Annotated in this window: 14 protein-coding genes; 5 read left to right on the forward strand and 9 right to left on the reverse strand. The window is 45.7% G+C overall.

Going from position 1 to position 18,037, the window contains the following annotated elements; genetic code table 11:
* Positions 1 to 23: 23 nt before the first annotated feature.
* Entirely contained in the window at positions 24 to 1,139 is a 1,116-nt protein-coding gene (wecB, locus tag JGK36_RS22220; protein WP_293178641.1) for a non-hydrolyzing UDP-N-acetylglucosamine 2-epimerase, read from the reverse strand.
* Positions 1,140 to 1,499: 360 nt separating this feature from the next.
* Between wecB and JGK36_RS22225 the strand changes: the two genes are divergently transcribed.
* Positions 1,500 to 2,072: a pseudouridine synthase gene (locus tag JGK36_RS22225; RefSeq protein ID WP_293178638.1), complete on the forward strand. Its 573-nt coding sequence runs from the start codon at positions 1,500 to 1,502 to the stop codon at positions 2,070 to 2,072.
* 40 nt (positions 2,073 to 2,112) lie between these two features.
* On the opposite strand, the gene JGK36_RS22230 is transcribed toward JGK36_RS22225, so the two are convergent.
* Positions 2,113 to 2,952 carry a hypothetical protein gene (locus JGK36_RS22230; RefSeq protein WP_293178635.1) on the reverse strand — a complete coding sequence of 280 codons (840 nt, stop codon included), beginning with the start codon at positions 2,950 to 2,952 and terminating at the stop codon, positions 2,113 to 2,115.
* Positions 2,953 to 3,148: 196 nt separating this feature from the next.
* Between JGK36_RS22230 and ctpB the strand changes: the two genes are divergently transcribed.
* Positions 3,149 to 4,468 (forward strand): carboxyl-terminal processing protease CtpB, encoded by a 1,320-nt coding sequence (gene ctpB / locus JGK36_RS22235; RefSeq protein ID WP_293178632.1) that lies wholly within the window; start codon positions 3,149 to 3,151, stop codon positions 4,466 to 4,468.
* A 462-nt stretch (positions 4,469 to 4,930) separates the two neighbouring features.
* Here the strand turns inward: ctpB and JGK36_RS22240 are convergent, their stop codons facing one another.
* Entirely contained in the window at positions 4,931 to 5,383 is a 453-nt protein-coding gene (locus JGK36_RS22240) for a VOC family protein (RefSeq protein WP_293178629.1), read from the reverse strand.
* Positions 5,384 to 5,573: 190 nt separating this feature from the next.
* Positions 5,574 to 6,083: a TIGR02652 family protein gene (locus tag JGK36_RS22245; protein WP_293178626.1), complete on the reverse strand. Its 510-nt coding sequence runs from the start codon at positions 6,081 to 6,083 to the stop codon at positions 5,574 to 5,576.
* A 105-nt stretch (positions 6,084 to 6,188) separates the two neighbouring features.
* Here JGK36_RS22245 and JGK36_RS22250 point away from each other — a divergent pair, with 105 nt between their 5' ends.
* Together JGK36_RS22250 and JGK36_RS22255 are read left to right on the forward strand one after the other, a co-directional pair.
* Positions 6,189 to 6,734 (forward strand): gamma carbonic anhydrase family protein, encoded by a 546-nt coding sequence (locus tag JGK36_RS22250; protein ID WP_293198315.1) that lies wholly within the window; start codon positions 6,189 to 6,191, stop codon positions 6,732 to 6,734.
* Between the two features lie 233 nt (positions 6,735 to 6,967).
* Positions 6,968 to 7,519, forward strand: a complete 552-nt coding sequence (locus JGK36_RS22255; RefSeq protein ID WP_293201103.1) for a Uma2 family endonuclease — start codon at positions 6,968 to 6,970, stop codon at positions 7,517 to 7,519.
* A 24-nt stretch (positions 7,520 to 7,543) separates the two neighbouring features.
* On the opposite strand, the gene JGK36_RS22260 is transcribed toward JGK36_RS22255, so the two are convergent.
* On the reverse strand, positions 7,544 to 8,527 hold the full coding sequence (locus JGK36_RS22260) for a hypothetical protein (RefSeq protein WP_293178618.1): 984 nt from the start codon (positions 8,525 to 8,527) through the stop codon (positions 7,544 to 7,546).
* 23 nt (positions 8,528 to 8,550) lie between these two features.
* On the reverse strand, positions 8,551 to 9,603 hold the full coding sequence (locus tag JGK36_RS22265; protein ID WP_293178615.1) for a DUF262 domain-containing protein: 1,053 nt from the start codon (positions 9,601 to 9,603) through the stop codon (positions 8,551 to 8,553).
* 99 nt (positions 9,604 to 9,702) lie between these two features.
* On the opposite strand from JGK36_RS22265, the gene JGK36_RS22270 reads away from it, so the two are divergent.
* On the forward strand, positions 9,703 to 12,189 hold the full coding sequence (locus JGK36_RS22270; RefSeq protein ID WP_293198312.1) for a GH116 family glycosyl hydrolase: 2,487 nt from the start codon (positions 9,703 to 9,705) through the stop codon (positions 12,187 to 12,189).
* A 538-nt stretch (positions 12,190 to 12,727) separates the two neighbouring features.
* On the opposite strand, the gene JGK36_RS22275 is transcribed toward JGK36_RS22270, so the two are convergent.
* The 3 genes from JGK36_RS22275 to JGK36_RS22285 all read right to left on the reverse strand — a co-directional run.
* Entirely contained in the window at positions 12,728 to 14,278 is a 1,551-nt protein-coding gene (locus JGK36_RS22275; RefSeq protein WP_293178609.1) for an ATP-binding protein, read from the reverse strand.
* Positions 14,279 to 14,404: 126 nt separating this feature from the next.
* The gene (locus JGK36_RS22280; RefSeq protein ID WP_293201105.1) at positions 14,405 to 17,389 is read right to left on the reverse strand and encodes an Ig-like domain-containing protein; all 2,985 of its coding nucleotides are present in this window, start codon (positions 17,387 to 17,389) and stop codon (positions 14,405 to 14,407) included.
* Positions 17,301 to 18,037, reverse strand: a 737-nt coding sequence (locus tag JGK36_RS22285; protein WP_293201107.1) for a cadherin-like domain-containing protein, incomplete at its 5' end; no start/stop codon positions are given. The genes JGK36_RS22280 and JGK36_RS22285, both read right to left, overlap by 89 nt.

The raw sequence follows: 18,037 nt of genomic DNA on the forward strand, positions 1-18,037 counted from the left end.
CAAACCTTTTTTAGGATTAACTTTTACTCCGAAAAGTAGTCTGTAACTATTTTCAAAATTCGGGAGGAGGCTAAGCCGTCGCCAAAGGGATTAATTGCCATTGCCATCGCGTCGTAAGCTTTAGAATCACTCAGCAATTCTGCGGCTTTTGCTGTAATTGTATCAGAATTTGTACCGACAAGTTTAGCAGTGCCTGCGGAAACTGCTTCTGGCCTTTCTGTGGTTTCTCGCAATACTAAAACTGGCTTACCCAAACTCGGTGCTTCTTCTTGCAATCCGCCTGAATCTGTCAAGATTAAATGACTTCTCTGCATCGCTCCTACTAATTCTGCGTAATCTAATGGTTCTGTTAAAAAGATTCTTGAATGGTCGCCCAATAGAGCTTTTAATGGTTCCCGGACTGTGGGATTTCGGTGTAGTGGTAAGAGCAAGGCTGTGTCGGGAAATTTATCTAAGATTTGAATAAATGCCTTGGCAATTCCTGCTAATGGTTTGCCCCAATTTTCGCGGCGGTGTACTGTTGCTAAAATGGTGCGATGTTGGCTCCAATCTAAGTTGGGAATGTTGCATTCGGGTTCGCGTTTGGCGACAGATAGCAAAGCGTCGATGACTGTGTTGCCTGTACGGTGAATTTCTCCCAAAACGCCCGATCGCACTAAATTATCCGCAGCCAGCGCTGTTGGGGCAAAATGCAGCCGTGTGAGCTGCGAAATCAACCGCCGATTAGCTTCTTCGGGATAGGGATTGAACACGTCGTCAGTCCGCAATCCGGCTTCTACGTGACCTACGGGTATTTTTTGGTAGAATGCAGCCAAGGCAGCGGCAAAGGCTGTCGTTGTATCTCCCTGTACTAAGACGATTTCTGGCTGCAACTCTTTAAACAAGGCTTCCAAACCATGCAAACTCCGGGAAGTGATATCTGTCAAGCTTTGCTGGTGCTGCATAATGGCTAAATCTCGATCGGCTTTCAGGTCGAACATCTGCATCACTTGCTCGACCATTTCTCGGTGCTGACCGGTTAAAATTACTTGGGTGTCAAAGTTTGGCGATTTTTTGAACAGTTGAATTACTGGGGCTAGTTTAATCGCTTCCGGGCGAGTTCCTAAGACTATGCAAACGCGGTGAATGGTTTTGGGCATATTCATTCAGTTGACAGTTGACAGTTGACAGTTGACAGTTGACAGATGAGGGCGAACTCTACCTGGCAGTCCGAGGATTGGAGTAATGAATAGTCTTCTTTTAATTTCTACCTACAAGGGTTCCGGCTTTAAACCAATTCTTTGTGGTAAAATATAGTTAAGTTTATTGATGCTCGCATTTTGACTACTTTCAAGAACAGGCAGGATGCCTGTCCCACAATAATCCAATGTTTTTGTATGCACGCGAACCTGCACATAAATAGATGATTGCTTGGGCGCAGAATGTTAGTTCATCCGAATCTACTTAATGTTAAAATTATCTCGACCATTGGAGTTTTTTAATCTTTAATTTAATTTATTATGCCATATCGATACATTTTATTTTACAAACCTTACGATGTTTTAACTCAGTTCACTGACCATTCAGGGGAAACTAAACGCAGCACTCTTAAAGATTTTATTCCGATTCCTGATGTTTATGCGGTGGGAAGACTCGATCGCGATAGTGAAGGTTTGCTACTGTTAACCGATGACGGACAAATGCAGCACCGCCTCAGCGATCCGAAATTCGCTCATCCCCGCACTTACTTGGTGCAAGTCGAAGGGGTTCCCGATGCAGGCGCGATCGCCCGTTTGCAAACTGGTGTCACCATTCAAGATTATCGGACTCGATCGGCAAAAGTGCAATTATTGTCCGCAGAACCCGAATTGCCGCCCCGCGAACCCCCGATTCGATTTCGCAAACACATTCCGACAGCTTGGCTGGAAATGACTCTCACCGAAGGCCGCAACCGCCAAGTGCGCCGGATGACGGCAGCAGTGGGGTTTCCGACGCTGCGGCTGGTGAGAAGCGCGATCGGGCATTTGCGTCTGGAAGGCCTCAAACCCGGTGAATGGCGCGAATTAACTCAAACAGAAATCAAACTATTTTAAGATTTGCACAGAACAGCATCAGGAGCCTGCATTGTGCACCCTAATTTCTGGAAGGTAAACTAAAACTTTCCTTTCCATCCCGATCTTTTTGCACCCGAGCTCCCAACTTAACAAGAGCTTGTTTTGCCCTTTGACGCACCAACTTATCAGTTGTTTGATAATAAACCGTGCTCCAAGCATTAAACCGCACCGACACGCTATCTGGATCTCGGCGCAAAAACTCAGCAGTTGCTCGAAAAAGCGGCGCCAATTTCTTCCCCTCCTGGGTCTTTTCCACCCAATCAGCAGCCATTTCGTGAGAGCGAATTGACTCGGGAATGTCTCCCAACAGCAGTAACTCATCAAGACCTTTTGTTCGCCACACTATCCACGCTTGGGGATGAATTTGCGGCGACAAGGCGTTAGTACCCCGCTCGATGAACTTAATAGCAGTTTCAGGTTTTCCCTGATAAAAAGAAACGGCTGTTGACAGAAACAGGTAGATGTCAGCCCACCTGGGGTCGCGCTGGGTAACTATGTCAAAATAATCTTGGCCCAGATTGTAGCCGGTCACATTTCGTGCTTCGTCATCGCCAAAATACTGCAAAAATTTGAGAAATGTCCAATCTGCAATTAAATTGTCAAACCCAAAACTAGGGAGATTTTTGAGCATTTTCAGCCGCAGGGCTTCTTGCTGGGCTTCTTGCTGGGCGGCTTGCTTGAAACTAGCAGCAGATATTGCAGAGAGCGGCTTTTGCTCCTCAACGCCAACTGAGGTCATTCCGCCTAATTGCCCGATCGACTGCATGGTAATGACTCCAGCCAGCGCTGCTGCACCGATAACTCCATTAACGAGCAGACTCAACCACTTACGCGAAAAATTTTCGATTTTAGTTTCCATGAGACATTTAAATCCAAGTTTTAAATTAAGTTTATTAAAATAGAGTAATGATTGGTTGGCGATCGACTATAAAGCTGGTTAAACTATCCAAAGGGATGCTATGGCCTCCACAACATAGTTTAAGTGGTAGTTTGAGATTTTTTAGCAATTTTAAATCTCAAATCAACAATCAAAAATAGAATTGAGCCAAAATTCAATGAATCAAGCCCGCAGACGCTTTTCTAAGTTACAGGCAGCCCTGTTCACTGGGGCGATGGCAACAACCGCTTCGATATCTTTACTCGTTCCCAGTCTGAGTCAGTCAGTCCGCGCCGAACTTCAAGATAGCCCCAAAGCTGTCTTAGACGAAGCTTGGCAAATTGTGAACCGAGATTATGTCGATCCAACCTTTAACAAGACTGACTGGCAAGTTACCCGCCAAGAATTGCTCAGCAAAAATTATACTTCTCGCGAAGCTGCCTACACTGCCCTCCGCAATGCCCTAGAAAAATTAAAAGACCCCTACACCCGCTTCATGGATCCGAAACAGTACGAAGCGCTGAAGAGTCAAATCTCCGGGGAACTGACAGGGGTGGGGATGAGGCTCGAAGAAGACGAGAAAACGAAAGCGATCACGGTAGTTGAGCCGATGGAAAATTCCCCAGCCCTGAAGGCAGGGATTCAAGCTGGCGATACGATTTTGGTGATTGACGGCAAACCTACCAAAGGTATGACTGTCGCGGATGCGGCTCAAATAATTCGGGGTGCCGAAGGCACGAAAGTCACGCTGCGGATTGCTCGTCAGGGCAAAAGCGAGTTTGATATTACTCTGACTAGGGCGAAAATTGAGGTAGCAGCGGTTCGCTACAGCCTTAAGAAGGAAGCTGACAAGAATGTCGGTTATATCCGCTTGCAAGAGTTTAGCTCCCACGCGGGCGAACAAATGCAGCGGGCGATTAAAAATCTCTCGGAGCAGAAAGCTGACGCTTTTGTGTTGGATTTGCGGGGTAATCCCGGCGGGTTGCTGTCGGTGAGCATTGATATCGCGCAGATGTGGATGGATTCTGGGGCGATCGTCCGTACAGTCTATCGTGCGGGAGATTCTCAGGAAATGCGGGCCAACCGCACTGCAATCACTAACAAGCCTTTGGTGGTGTTGGTGGACAACAACTCGGCCAGCGCCAGCGAGATTTTGGCCGGTGCGCTGAAGGACAACAAGCGCGCCACTGTGATGGGCGGCCAAACTTTTGGCAAAGCTTTGGTGCAGTCTACGCATCCTTTGTCTGACGGTTCGGGATTGGCGGTGACGATCGCCCACTACTATACTCCCAACGGTACGGATATCAGTCACAAGGGCGTTACTCCCGATGTCAAGGTGGAAGTTAGCGACGAACAAAAGCTGAAATTAGCTAATAAACCGACGTTGGTTGCGACGAAGGACGATCCTTGCTACGCGCAGGCGATCGCACTTTTGAAAACTAGCGCTGCATCGGTACGTCCCACTGTTGGTAATGAGGCTCTTGCTCCTAAAAAGTAGTTGAACACCGTCAGACAATAACAATTAGTTTTAAGATGAAACCCGCACCGGCGGGTTTTGTTTTGTCAAGAATTGATTGCATCGATTAATCACTGTAAGATTAGTTCGTAGTGCGGACTTCAGTCCGCAGCCAGTAAGATTGGTTCGTAGTGCGGACTTCATATCGTTTCCGGGTGCATCGGAATTATATAGTGCGAGCGTCTCGCTCGCGACATAGATCGCGAGCGAGACGCTCGCACTACATAATTCAAATATATTATTCCGATGCTACCGGATTTGATATCAGTCCGCAGCCGTATAGCGGACTGAAGTCCGCACTACGAACGGTTTTTGTGATGCTAATTGACAGGACATGATATTAATGGCTCGTGCTTTGTTGCATCTAATATCTACGATTGAATGATGCTATCAAACAAAGTTAAAAGTCCTAACTCCTGGGTCGGACACGGCAATGCCGTTTTCCTACTTTTCAGAATTGATAGAATTAAGACGCCGGATAAACTCTAAGGGCAAATCGTCGGTATCAGCAATAAAAGCTACTTCATAAACATTTTGCCCGATCGCCTGTTGAGTCGGTTCTAATAAAACTTTCAAAGCTTGAAACTGATTTGGTTCGTCTTTAGCTGCTTCCTCAAACCGCTGTTTGAGAGACTGCAACCAACTCGGCAAATCAGTTGTCGCCTCAGTCAAATCGAAAGATAAATGATAATATCCAACATAATGCTCGTCACCGAAAGCATCCGGTGCGGGTTTTGGTTCCGGAATTTGGATGAGTTCGATGCGTCCGTTGAGACCTTCCATCCAACAGGCTAGGGTGTAACCTGTGGTAAAGCGATCGCTCACAGTAAAGCCTAACTGTTCGTAAAAGGCGATCGCCCGATGAATGTTAGCAGTGCGAATCGAGGCGTGGTGCATTTGGCAGTTGACAGTTGATAGTTGACAGTTGATAGTTGGCAGTTGATAGTTGGCAGTTGTCAATTGGTAGTTGTCAATTGGTAGTTGGCACTTATTATTTATCCTATGTTATTTGTCACCTACTACTAAGAAATTAATAAACTAATAACTACTGCCAACGGACAACGGACAACGGACAACGGACAACGGACTATTCAAACAATCGAAAATAGGGATATCTAATTGGAACTCCCGGCTCTTTTTCCAAATCAAAATTAATCACTTCCCAGCAAGGTTCCTCTTGGGGATCGGGGCTAAAATCCACAGGTAAACCGTACAGCCTCGGGCGTGGCGAATCCGGCTGGCCCCGCCAAGGCGTGCTGCGTTCCAAATAAGCGCTGATTAAGTCTCGATAACGTTGGGCAACGATGACGCGAGTTGCTCGGTACCCTTGAGTATAAAGTCGATCGAGCGCTTCGTGAATTTCAAACCGAATTCCGTCGGGGTGAGTGTGCTGGCGATACCATTCATCCTCCCAGCGGCGCCAGTGTCGCCCAGACTGAAGGTGAACCAGTTCCCCCGTTTTTGGATCTGCCTCAAATGCCCCGTGACGCGGACACAAATAGGTATCCGTGAGTGTTAAAGCCGGAATTGTTTGGCGACAGTGTGGACACTGAATTTCCGGGCCAAACATCGGGTATTGCAAGGCAACTTCAATCATTTATTGCGTCCCAGCATATTTATCTGCAAAAGTGGCAAATAGTCTTATTATATCCCGTATCAACAACCAGCTAATCTGCTAGAAGTATCACGATCGACCAAAAAGATGAGCAATCTCAACGAACCTCTGCTTGCACTTCCTGCCTATTGGCCATTGCCGGATCTCTCCGAAGCTGCTTTTGTCGCTGAGGGCGCTGTTGTCATCGGCAGGGTAGAGGTGGCTGCGGGCGCTAGTATCTGGTACGGGGCGGTGGTGCGGGGGGATGTAGAACGAATTGCGATCGGCAAAAGTACCAATATCCAAGATGGAGCAATTCTACACGGCGATCCGGGGAAACCGACTGTTTTAGAAGATTTTGTGACAGTAGGACATCGAGCGGTCATTCATTCAGCTTACATTGAACGGGGCTGTTTGATCGGGATTGGGGCGATCGTCCTGGATGGAGTGAGAGTCGGCACAGGCTCGATCGTCGGTGCAGGGGCGGTTGTCACGAAGGACGTTCCCCCTCATACGCTAGTGACTGGAGTGCCTGCCAAGCGGCTGCGAGACTTGTCTGAAGAGGAATCTGCGGAGTTGGTGGAACACGCCAAGCGTTACGAAAAGTTGGCTTTGGTTCACGCGGGAAAAGGAACTGATTTGGGATTTGGTTAGTTGATAGAATAAGATTTTCAACATTCATGTCAACTTAAAACTGAAACCCTCTGTCTCTCTCGTTTTTATCGAAGTCTAGATCCCCCTAAATCCCCCTTAAGAAGGGGGACTTTGAGAATATTTCTTGTCCCCTGCTTATTAAGGGGGGCTAGGGGGGATCTCCGGGTTAGTTTTATTCGAGAAGAATGCTAAACTAAAGTAATTAAAATCAAGCAAAAAAGTATTGATTTCTAATGGCTTACACCGCGCAAAAAATCCTCACCTTTGAAGCATTTGTCGATCGATACTGTGACAACCCCCGCTACGAACTTGCTGACGGAGAATTAGTTGAAGTAATTGCGATCGCAGCAGAAAAACTACCTTGGTTCATTCCCCGCACTTGTTTGATCCGTCCATTTTCCGACGCAGCTACTGCCCGCCGTCCCGATATTGTAGTGTTAGATGAAACTGCCCTGATTAGCGAACCCCTCTGGGAAAGAGAACCTGTGATTACCCTGGGGCGATCGATTAAATTGGCAGTAGAAGTCGTCAGCACTAACTGGGAAACAGATTATGCCCGAAAAGTTGAAGAATATGCTCTTTTAGGAATTCCAGAATATTGGATTGTTGATTATCGCGGATTGGGAGGCTTGGCTTTTATCGGTAAACCGAAACAACCTACTGTCACCGTTTGTCAACTAATCGATCAAGATTATGCCAAACAACAATTTCGCATGGGTGAACGGATTATTTCTCCTCTGTTAAAGAACTTGGAACTGCGGTTAGATGATATTTTGCCCCGTTAGGCGATCGGGTTTGTGTTAAAATTATCAAAGATCGTATTCAAAAATCAAATCAACGTTGTTCTGAAAAATTGGATAAAGCGTAAGCAATTCTGATGTTATATGAAAATAATAGTTATCTAAAGGCAAAATAATAATTTCTGCTTCTACTAAAATCGCCAAAAAATACTGTAATAGGGAGATACTTCTGGGAATTTGCTTGCTGGGAGTTGAATTAATTTTTTTTGTAATACACTTAATAACCTCTTGAACTTTATCCACTTTTCCAGCCCTGACAAGAATACCATATAAATTATCGCAAAAACGGGTCATATCTTTGGGCTTAAGTTCTTCGGGAATTTTTTCTCGCTGGAATAGTTCTTGAGTAGCAATAGCTAGTTGACGCTTTTTTTTTGTTTCAGGATCCTCACTTTCTTGTATAGCAGGAGATATTTGTTCAAATGCCAGAATCATTGTATCTAGCTGTTCAACAATCGCTTTTATTTGTGCTGCTAAACGGAGTTTCTTCCAGTCAATTTCCGAACCTTTATAAACTAGATCGTGGGTTGAAACTGCCCATGCGTGTTCAAAAGCACTTTTTATTTGAATTTCAAAGATGACATTAAAAATACTCAAAAAATTATCGATATTGCTATCATCTACACTTTTTAAGCGGGCATAAATTCTAGTTGAATCAAATTTAAAAGTATCGGGAGATTTTTTATTCTGTCCTCTTTTGACTGTTTGAGTAACCTGAAAAGTATCTTGACAAAATTTAATTACCTCTTTTTCTTGTGATAAATTTGGGATAATGACTGTACAACCAAATAAGTCATCTAGTTTTGACCATTTTTCAAATCTACCTGTCTCAATTTTTTCTGCTAAAGATTCAATAGTTTTAATTCTAGAAGTCAGTGCATATCCCTTGTTGTCACAAAAATTTAGCATTGTTTCTTTTACTAGCTTTGCAACCTCTTGGACGAAGGGAAGATATTGTTCATATTGGCGGTCTAAAATAGAAGGATAAATCATAAATTCGATATTTTACAGATTGATTACAAATTAGTATTTCCTGAAATCAATAATTTTAAGATATTAATTCTAGTTTTAGTTTTTTCAATTCCTGATGAACCCAATGAAGTTGTGATTGCCTCATAATAAGCTTGAGCTTCTTGAGTTTTTATTGCTAATTCAGGAGATTTTACTAATTCCATCAATTCGTAAATTCTCTGGCAGACATCGGCTGTTATATTTAATGATTTTTCACGCTTTAATTCTGCGATCGCGCCAAAAAATGAATAAAAGTCAGCTTGATTTTTGAGTTTTGTTTTGCATAAATTTATATCTTTAGGCGAAACATCTAACAAGTCTTTTATTAATTCTATAACTTGTTTAAATTCAGATGCTATTTCATCTTGCTCCTCCCAAGCTAAATCTCGATCGTTAAAAGCTTTATCCAAATCATCCTGACGATAAGACTTAACTCCTTCTTCTAGAAACAATAAAAGTAGAGTCACAAACTCTACATCTTTCATTTGTTTTTTGTCTTTTGCAGGAATTAAGGGAAAGCTTGGTGGGAGAATTGCAGCTATCCAGTCAGTTAAATCTTCTACAGTAGTGATAAATCCGCCATTGAACTTTGCATGACGCAGTTCTTGACGTGTTAACTTGATCACATTACGGTTGATTCGGTTAAATATATCATTGATGATTCGTTCATCGTCGGATGGGACATATTCAACAGCAAACTGATATTTCCAAAAATTTTGCTTGACTTCGTTTTCTAAGTCTTTGAAAGATTTACCTGTCAGTCTTGTCAAAGTTGCTTGTTCACTTACCGGAAATTTATTCTCAGCAAACTCAAATAAAGTAGATAACCTTTGTTTGCCATCAACAACACTATACTTAGATCTGCCTTCAGATGTGATTTCTTGATACAAAAAGATAGCAGGGGCAGGATATCCATTAAGTACAGTATCAATGAAAAAGTCTTTATATTCTTGATTCCAAACACTGCGTCTTTGATAAGGTGGCTCAAGGTCAAGTAGACCTCTTGTGTAGAGATCCCAAAACCAAGAAACAGTTTGAAAATTTATGGCTCGACTCATCTGACTTGTTCCGCAGTAGGGTAAACTGTTAATTTCAATTATATACTATTAAGGCTCTGCGACACTTGCACCGATCGCCCTTGCCACCAAAATCAAATCATGAACGATCGCACATCCAATTCAAACATTCCTCCACACACCTGGAAACGCGCCATCGGCCTCGGTTGGGACAATCCCTATACAGTCCGCTACGCAAGCAATCTCGACGACGGGCCCTGGCACGGAATGCCTCTGGGTGGCTTCGGTGCAGGCTGCATCGGGCGATCGCCCCGAGGTGATTTCAACCTCTGGCACATCGACGGCGGCGAGCACATTTTTCGCAGTTTACCAGCTTGTCAGTTCAGTATATTTGAAGAAACAAAAGGCAAAAAACAAGCCTATGCACTGTCAACCGAACCGCCTACAGATGGCAGTTTATCTAGTTGGCAATGGTATCCTTCTGAAGGAAGAAGTAAGAAGGAAGAAGGAAGAAGAGAAGAGCAAGAAGAAGTAACGGGATGCAAGTATAATTCTGGTAGTTATCATGCTTTATATCCGCGCAGTTGGTATGTTTACGAAAATGTGTTTGAAGCTCAATTAAGCTGCGAGCAATTTTCTCCAATATTGCCGAACAATTATCAAGAAAGCAGTTACCCAGTTGCCATGTTTGAATGGGTAGCGCACAATCCGACAGATGCGCCGATTACTCTCAGCATCATGCTAACTTGGGAGAATATTGTCGGGTGGTTTACCAATGCTGTACCCCCCCAGCCCCCCCTTAGTAAGGGGGGGTACGGGGGGGTTCCCGTCAAGGTGCGAGATGATGGCAGTCCATTTTATGACTATAAATCCCGGTGGGGAGAAAGTGGCGGAAATATGAATTTGTTGGTGGAAGATTTTCACCGTTTTGGTTGCGTGATGACGCGGCTGACTGCTGACGATCGGCCACAAGAAGGAGATGGACAATGGGCGATCGCAACTATTACCAATCCGGCGGTAGAAGTATTCTATCAAACTCGCTGGAATCCCGCAGGGGACGGCGAGGATATTTGGCGGCACTTTTCTCAACAAGGTTTCTTGTTGGATGACAGAGACGAGACAGCCGCCGCCCCAGGAGAACAGTTAGCTTGTGCGATCGCAGTTCGGTTTACAGTTAGACCAGGAAAAACTCGCAAAATCCCCTTTATCATAGCTTGGGATTTGCCCGTTACTGAATTTGCATCGGGAGTTTCTTACTACCGCCGTTATACCGATTTCTTCGGGCGCAATGGCAAAAATGTCTGGCCGATTATTCGCACGGCGATGAAGCATTCGGATACTTGGCGCGAAAATATTGAAGCTTGGCAAAAACCGATTTTAGAACGGACTGATTTGTCAGATAGTTTTAAAATGGCGCTGTTTAATGAATTGTACATTTTAACTCAGGGCGGTAGTCTCTGGAGTGCAGCAGATGAACGCGATCCGAAGGGTCAATTTGGGGTTTTGGAGTGTATTGATTACCGCTGGTACGAAAGTTTGGACGTGCGGCTTTACGGTTCTTTTGCTTTATTGATGCTGTGGCCTGAATTAGAAAAGTCTGTCATGATTGCCTTTGCTAGGGCAATTTCTGCGGGTGACGATACTCCGCGAGTTATTGGTTGGAATCAAGCTGCGGCGATTAGAAAAGCTGTCGGTGCGACGCCGCACGATTTGGGTGCTCCCAACGAACATCCTTGGGAAAAAACGAATTATACTAGCTATCAAGATTGCAATTTGTGGAAGGATTTACCTTGCGATTTTGTGTTGCAGGTTTATCGGGATTTCCTGTTGACTGGTGGCACAGATTGTGAGTTTTTGCAAGAGTGTTGGCCGGCGATTGTTGAGGCTTTGGCTTATCTGAAAACTTTTGATGAGGATGGGGATGGCATTCCTGAGAATTCGGGTGCGCCGGATCAGACGTTTGATGATTGGCAAATGCGGGGGATTAGTGCGTATTGCGGCGGTTTGTGGTTGGCGGCGCTGGAAAGTGCGATCGCGATCGGCGAAATCTTAGAAGATGCAGCACCGGATATACTTCCGAATCCGCAAGAGAAGATTGCATTATATCACAGTTGGCTGCTACAAGCAAGACCTAGCTATCAGGAAAAACTGTGGAACGGTCAATATTACCGTTTGGACAGCGAGAGTAATTCGGAAGTGGTGATGGCCGACCAATTGTGCGGTCAATTTTACGCAAAACTGTTGGGATTGCCGGATATTGTGCCGTCTGAATGTGCACTCAGCGCTTTGGAAACTGTGTATGAATCTTGTTTTTTAAAGTTCAATGATGGTGAGTTCGGCGCGGCGAATGGGGTGATGCTGAACGGTTCCCCGGAAAATCCGAATGCGACTCATCCTTTGGAAGTTTGGACGGGGATTAATTTTGGGTTGGCGGCTTTTTTGGTACAGATGGGAATGGAGGATAAGGCGTTTAAGTTGACGGATGTGGTGGTGAAGCAGATTTATGAGAATGGGTTGCAGTTTCGGACGCCGGAAGCGATTACGGCTGGGGGGACTTTTCGGGCGAGTCACTATTTGCGGGCGATGGCGATTTGGGCAATTTATGGGGTGTTGACTGGTTTTAAATAGGGCATTGGTGCGATAAAATTAGGTACGTTGTTGGGCTTTAGCCCTCGGGATTTAAGAGGTTCTATAAGCTATCAGTCATGCCTCACCTTTATGATAAAGGCTATAGCATTTATCATAAACATGAGGTATGATTGTAAATGGAGTTTTTGATGCGACCTCGCTTACTATATAATCTAATACGGTTTATTTAACGCTTTTTGAATAATTTTATATGACGATTTTCTGCCAATACAGGCATTTTTGGCAAGTCAGATTTTTCTTAAGGATCGCAAATTAAATAATTTATACAAGGAAAGTGGAATGGGCGGGAGAGCCCGTTCATAAAGGACGGGCTCTCCCGCCCATCCCACAAAAACCATCAAATTGTAAGTTATTTAATTCTCATTCCTAAGTCAACTGTATTGCTATATAATCACTATAATCACTACTCTAAGAGGGCTAAAGCCCAACAACATACCTTTCGCAAGCTTAGACAATTTTCTGTTACCATAAAGTTTTTTGAACATTTTATAACTCTCTAAACTTGCAGAAGAAATCATCACGCACGAATAACTGTAATCTCCCGGTTCAATGGACTAGCATGAATTTCAGTTTTCAGCCGTTCTTCCAATTCTAGTGCATTGTCTCTGCGATCGAAGATTACCAACCAACCTTTATCTTGTCCCAATCTTGCTAAATATCCATCCAATTGTTCCAAACCTTTAGTCAAAGGATCGACTTTCCTATTCCGCCACACCTTCAGTTCAATTCCCAATGTCACCTCACCATAGCGCAAACACAGATCCATGCGATCGCGCCCAATGGCATATTCTCTCTCTAACGTTCCCCCACCGTTAATCACCCGATGCAGAAACGCCATCAACACCAAATGTGGCGCAATTTCGGGATAAGATGCACTTTTGAGCAACGGTTCGCCATGTTGCAGCCAAAAGGCGAGAAAGGCCTTGAGAAGGGCATCTGTGTTTAATTCTCCGTTGGCGCCCAACCAACTGGGACTGATAATCGGTAAACTATCTTGGGGGCCTTGGGCTAAAACTCGCGGTAAAACTTCTCGATAAATCGGATTGGCGATGACTAGCCCCCCAGCCGGATCGCGTCTGAGTAAACCCAAGTCTACCAAATATTGGCGATCGTCATTGGAAGATTCGGGCAATTCTCGTCCGGCTAAAATCGGTTCGATAATGGCTTTGACTCGGTTTTCTCTGAGTTTTTCTGCTAAACTATCTAAATGCGTATCTTGTCGTTTAATCAGAATCTCTTTAGCGGTTAAAATATGCTCGGCTGTAATTTCTATTGATTCATCAGTGACTAACTCTTCTACGATTTCTTTAGCTAACGCATTGACTAACCAAGGTTGTCCCTGAGTCAATTCAAAAGCTAAAGCTGAGGCTTCTGTTGTAAAAACTTGTCCGGTATCTTCTGTATGTTGATTGTAGAGTTCTACCACTTCAGCAGCATTAAAATTCCGCATAGTGAGGGAACGAACTTTAATATTAAATGGACTAGAAGTATTGAGCCTGTCACTGCCACCTGCCGCCACTTTATAATCTCTCACATCTCGCAAACCAATTAAACCAACTGATTGAGGAAAAGCGTTTGGACGATTGGGATAACCATCGCGTAATTGACGTAGAATAGAGATTAAAGCAAGGTCTTGTAAGGCATCAATTTCATCAATCAAAATAACTAAAGGACGAGGGGAAGATTCAGCCCAAAGACTGAGTGCATCGCCGATGCGGTGTCCGGCTTCTAATGAAGACCAAGCTATAGGTTGTAACTCTTGGGGTAATCTGATAGAAAGTGCTCGCCTCCAAGCACCGAGAATAGCATCTTCAGCACCAGGAATATCTTGACTGAAAGGTGCGCCCACTTCAACTGACAGCATGACAGCGGTATATTGTCCGCTTTCGGTGAGTTGTTTAGCTAAAGACAACATGGCAGTGGTTTTGCCGATTTGTCGGGGTGCGTGGATGACGAAATAGTTTTCCTGGGCTATCAGTCGTTCTAGGTTGGGGACGCGACTGGTTGCAGACAGCATATAGTGGATATCAGCGCGGCAGGGGCCGGCGGTATTGAACCATCTAGGCATAGCTAAATTGGGGTGAATCAGGGGTTGCTTTTAGTTTAGCTTGCGGTTGTCGGAATGCCGATCGCCCCCAAGCGTCAGCAAATTCGATTTTGCACCCTCGAAGCGGTTTCAACGGCTATCTTCAATCTACAAACCCAACTCAATTACTCTAAAATCTTGTTGGGTGATGAAATTAGCTTGCACGCCGTTGAGAGTCGCTAAGATTTTATCTGTGTTGGCAATTTTGATTAAGGTTGCACCGCCATCTTGAACTATGCTGAGTCGATCGACATTTAAGCCTCCCGTCAAAACCAATAAATCCTCACCTTGCCTAAAATCAGCTATTACATCGCCACTTTCTCCCGCAGTCAACAAAAAGTAATCGCGCCCGCTTCCCCCTTGCAGCGTATCTTTTCCTAAATCTCCAATCAACCAGTCGTCACCACTTCCTCCAATCAAAGTATCATTACCCTTGCCACCATAAAGAGTATCCTTACCCTCACCGCCGCACAATTTATCCGCATCTTCATCACCAAAAATTAGATCGTTGCCACTACCGCCGCACAAATAATCTTTTTGACTGCTACCATCCGTCGGAATATTGTCAATATCTCCGAAAATTGTATCGTCGCCGTCGCCACCGCAGATGGTGTCACTTCCCAAATCTCCAAACAGCAAATCGTTGCCTGATTCGCCGCAAATTAGATCGTTATCTTTGCCGCCGTGGATGGTGTCATTGCCATCGCCACCAACAAGAGTATCTTCGCTTTCTTGCCCGTATAAAAGGTCGTTGCCCTTATCCCCAAACAGCAAATCTTTTCCTGTTAAATCGCCATCAGATGAGTCAGAAGTGCCACCAAATAAACTGTCATTACCTCGATCGCCAAACAAGGTATCGTTGCCTTTGTCGCCCCACACTATGTCATCATCTTTGCCTGCGATCGCCAGATCGTCATCTTTGCCCGCATAAATAACATCATTCCCAGCCTCCCCGACAATGTAGTCGTTATCTTCGTTGCCAAATATTGTGTCGCTGTCTGCATCAGCGCCCACAGCAACTGGGCTAGCAAGGCCGCCGTAAATATTGTCTCTGCCGAATAAGCCAATTAGCAAGTCGTTGCCGCTAAAACCGTTGATGCTGTCATTAATATCGCTGCCGGTGAGAGTATCTTTACCGTCAGTACCGTTGAGGGTGTTTGCAGTGATGTTGGGGCCGTCCATGGCTGTGCGATCGGGTAAATTGATTCGATCGCACATACAGTCTTCAACAGCAGTAAAAATTACCGCAGGTGTTGGGGTTTCGGTTGGTAGAGGTGCGATGGGAACGATCGGCATTTCTCCAGGCGTTGGTGTCGGTGTGGGAGTTTCCGCTGGCGTCGGAGTCGGAATTGCGATCGGCGTGCGAATGGGTGCGATCGGCGTCGGAGTGGGAATTGCGATCGGCGTGGGAGTCGGAGTTTCCGCTGGCGTGGGAGTCGGAGTTTCCGCTGGTGTAGGCGTCGGAGTCGGAATTGCGATCGGAGTTGGCGTCGGAGTCGGAGTTTCCGCTGGTGTAGGAGTGGGAGTTTCCGCTGGTGTAGGAGTCGGAATTGCGATCGGAGTTGGCGTCGGAGTCGGAGTTTCCGCTGGCGTGGGAGTCGGAATTGCGATCGGCGTCGGAGTTGGAGTTTCCGCTGGCGTGGGAGTCGGAATTGCGATCGGAGTTGGCGTCGGAGTTGGAGTCGGAATGGGAGTCGGAATGGGAGTTGGCGTCGGAGTATAATCTAAAATAGTCAAAATAGCAGTAGAATTCGTTCCCAAAATCGCACCATTGCTAGGCAAACTCAAGCTGAGATTAACAGTTTCATCGCCTTCTATTAAGGAGTCGTCAATAATTGGTACAGTAAAAGTTTTCTGAGTTTCGCCGATCGCAAAATTCAGCCTACCCGATGCAGCAGTATAATCGTTGCCAGCATTAGCAGTGCCGTTCGACGTACTGTAACTCACATCAGCAGCAACATCAGTATTTGTGCGAATGACAGTAATTGTGGCAGCAGTACCGTTTTCCCTGGCAGTGTAGTTAGCGGTACTGAAGTTAAACGCGCCTGCACTCTTGACGCTAATGTTCACCGCAACGGGCGAAGACTCAAGGATTCCGTCATTAAGGTTGTATGTAAAGCTGTCTGTTCCCGAGAAGCCAGTATTGGGAGTATAAGTAAAAGAGCCGTTTTTATTTAATATGAGATTGCCTTTGTTGGGCAAAGCAACCGGGGCGGCTGTCAGCGGGTTGCCATCCGGATCGATGTCATTGGCCAAGACGCCCGCGATCGCATCCACGTTGAGAACACTGCTATCCAATGTACTGTAACTGTCTGGATTGGCGATCGGCGATCGGTTGATGATATTGATATTGACCGGCACCGAAGCAGACGTTAATACCCCGTCAGAAATGTTGTAACTGAACTTGTCTGTACCAACAAAACCTTGATTGGGAGTATAGCTGAAGGAACCGTCAGCCTTGAAATTTACCTTGCCGTTGTTGGGGGCTGCATCAAGTTTGGCGGTTAGAAAGTCGCCGTCGGAGTCGATGTCATTAGCCAAGAGTCCAGGGGCTGAAATATTGAGTGTCTTGTCGCGGGGAATGGTGTAGCTGTCGCTATTTGCCTGCGGTGGCTGATTGGTGACATTGATCTTTACCGGAGTCTCCGCAGAGGTGGATGCCCCGTCACTGATGTTGTAGCTAAATTCCTCCAAGCCGACAAAACCCGGATTGGGAGTATAGCTAAAGGAACCGTTAGCGTTGAAATTGACCTTGCCGTTTTTGGGTAATGTTACCAGTTTGGCAGTCAACGGATCGCTGTTGGGGTCGCTGTCGTTGCCCAAGACTCCGGGGGCTATCTTGTTGTGGGGAGTGTTGTAGCGATCGCTATTTGCCTGCGGCTGCTGATTCGTGACATTGATACTTACCGGAGTCTCCGCAGACGTGGATGCCCCGTCACTGATGTTGTAGCTGAATTCCTCCAAGCCGACAAAACCCGGATTCGGAGTATAGCTAAAGGAACCGTCAGCGTTGAAATTGACCTTGCCGTTTTTGGGTAATGTTACCAGTTTGGCAGTCAACGGATCGCTGTTGGGGTCGCTGTCGTTGCCCAAGACTCCGGGGGCTGATCTTGACCGGCACCGAAACAGGTGGGTTGATGCCGTCAGTGACGCTGTAGCTGAAGTTGTCTGTACCGATAAAACCTGGATTGGCAATATAGCTGAAGGAACCGTCAGCCTTGAAATTGACCTTGCCGTTGTTGGGAAGTGACCCCACTGTGGCAGTCAAGGGGTCGCCGTCGGGGTCAATGTCATTAGCCAGGACTCCGGGGGCTGGAACATTCAGTCCCTTGGTGTGGAGAGTTGTATAGTTGTCACTATTTGCTACTGGCGGCTGGTTGGTTAGCAACTTGGTGACGTTGATATTCACCGAAATGGCAGGAGATGCCAATATGCCGTCACTGATGCTGTAGCTAAAAATGTCTGTACCGGCAAAACCCGGATTGGGAGTATAGCTGAAGGAACCATCAGCCTTAAAATCGACCTTGCCATTTTTGGGGCCAGTTGATAAAGTTGCCGTCAGCGGGTCGCCGTCGAGGTCGCTGTCGTTGCCTAAGACACCTGCGATCGCAGAAACGTTGAGGGCAGTATCAAGTGAGGTACTGTAATTGTCTGTTTGTCCAGCAGGTGGCTGGTTGGTGACATTGAAATTGACCGCAACAGCCCCAGACGGCGATACTCCGTCGCTGACGCTGTAGCTGA

It is taken from the genome of Microcoleus sp. PH2017_35_SFW_U_B (genome assembly GCF_020737865.1).
Taxonomy (GTDB): domain Bacteria; phylum Cyanobacteriota; class Cyanobacteriia; order Cyanobacteriales; family Microcoleaceae; genus Microcoleus.

Excerpts from the sequence above, each read along its gene's own strand:
- wecB (WP_293178641.1), bottom strand. The coding sequence starts at position 1,139 with ATGCCCAAAACCATTCACCGCGTTTGCATAGTCTTAGGAACTCGCCCG.
- JGK36_RS22225 (WP_293178638.1), top strand. The coding sequence starts at position 1,500 with ATGCCATATCGATACATTTTATTTTACAAACCTTACGATGTTTTAACT.
- JGK36_RS22230 (WP_293178635.1), bottom strand. The coding sequence starts at position 2,952 with ATGGAAACTAAAATCGAAAATTTTTCGCGTAAGTGGTTGAGTCTGCTC.
- ctpB (WP_293178632.1), top strand. The coding sequence starts at position 3,149 with ATGAATCAAGCCCGCAGACGCTTTTCTAAGTTACAGGCAGCCCTGTTC.
- JGK36_RS22240 (WP_293178629.1), bottom strand. The coding sequence starts at position 5,383 with ATGCACCACGCCTCGATTCGCACTGCTAACATTCATCGGGCGATCGCC.
- JGK36_RS22245 (WP_293178626.1), bottom strand. The coding sequence starts at position 6,083 with ATGATTGAAGTTGCCTTGCAATACCCGATGTTTGGCCCGGAAATTCAG.
- JGK36_RS22250 (WP_293198315.1), top strand. The coding sequence starts at position 6,189 with ATGAGCAATCTCAACGAACCTCTGCTTGCACTTCCTGCCTATTGGCCA.
- JGK36_RS22255 (WP_293201103.1), top strand. The coding sequence starts at position 6,968 with ATGGCTTACACCGCGCAAAAAATCCTCACCTTTGAAGCATTTGTCGAT.
- JGK36_RS22260 (WP_293178618.1), bottom strand. The coding sequence starts at position 8,527 with ATGATTTATCCTTCTATTTTAGACCGCCAATATGAACAATATCTTCCC.
- JGK36_RS22265 (WP_293178615.1), bottom strand. The coding sequence starts at position 9,603 with ATGAGTCGAGCCATAAATTTTCAAACTGTTTCTTGGTTTTGGGATCTC.
- JGK36_RS22270 (WP_293198312.1), top strand. The coding sequence starts at position 9,703 with ATGAACGATCGCACATCCAATTCAAACATTCCTCCACACACCTGGAAA.
- JGK36_RS22275 (WP_293178609.1), bottom strand. The coding sequence starts at position 14,278 with ATGCCTAGATGGTTCAATACCGCCGGCCCCTGCCGCGCTGATATCCAC.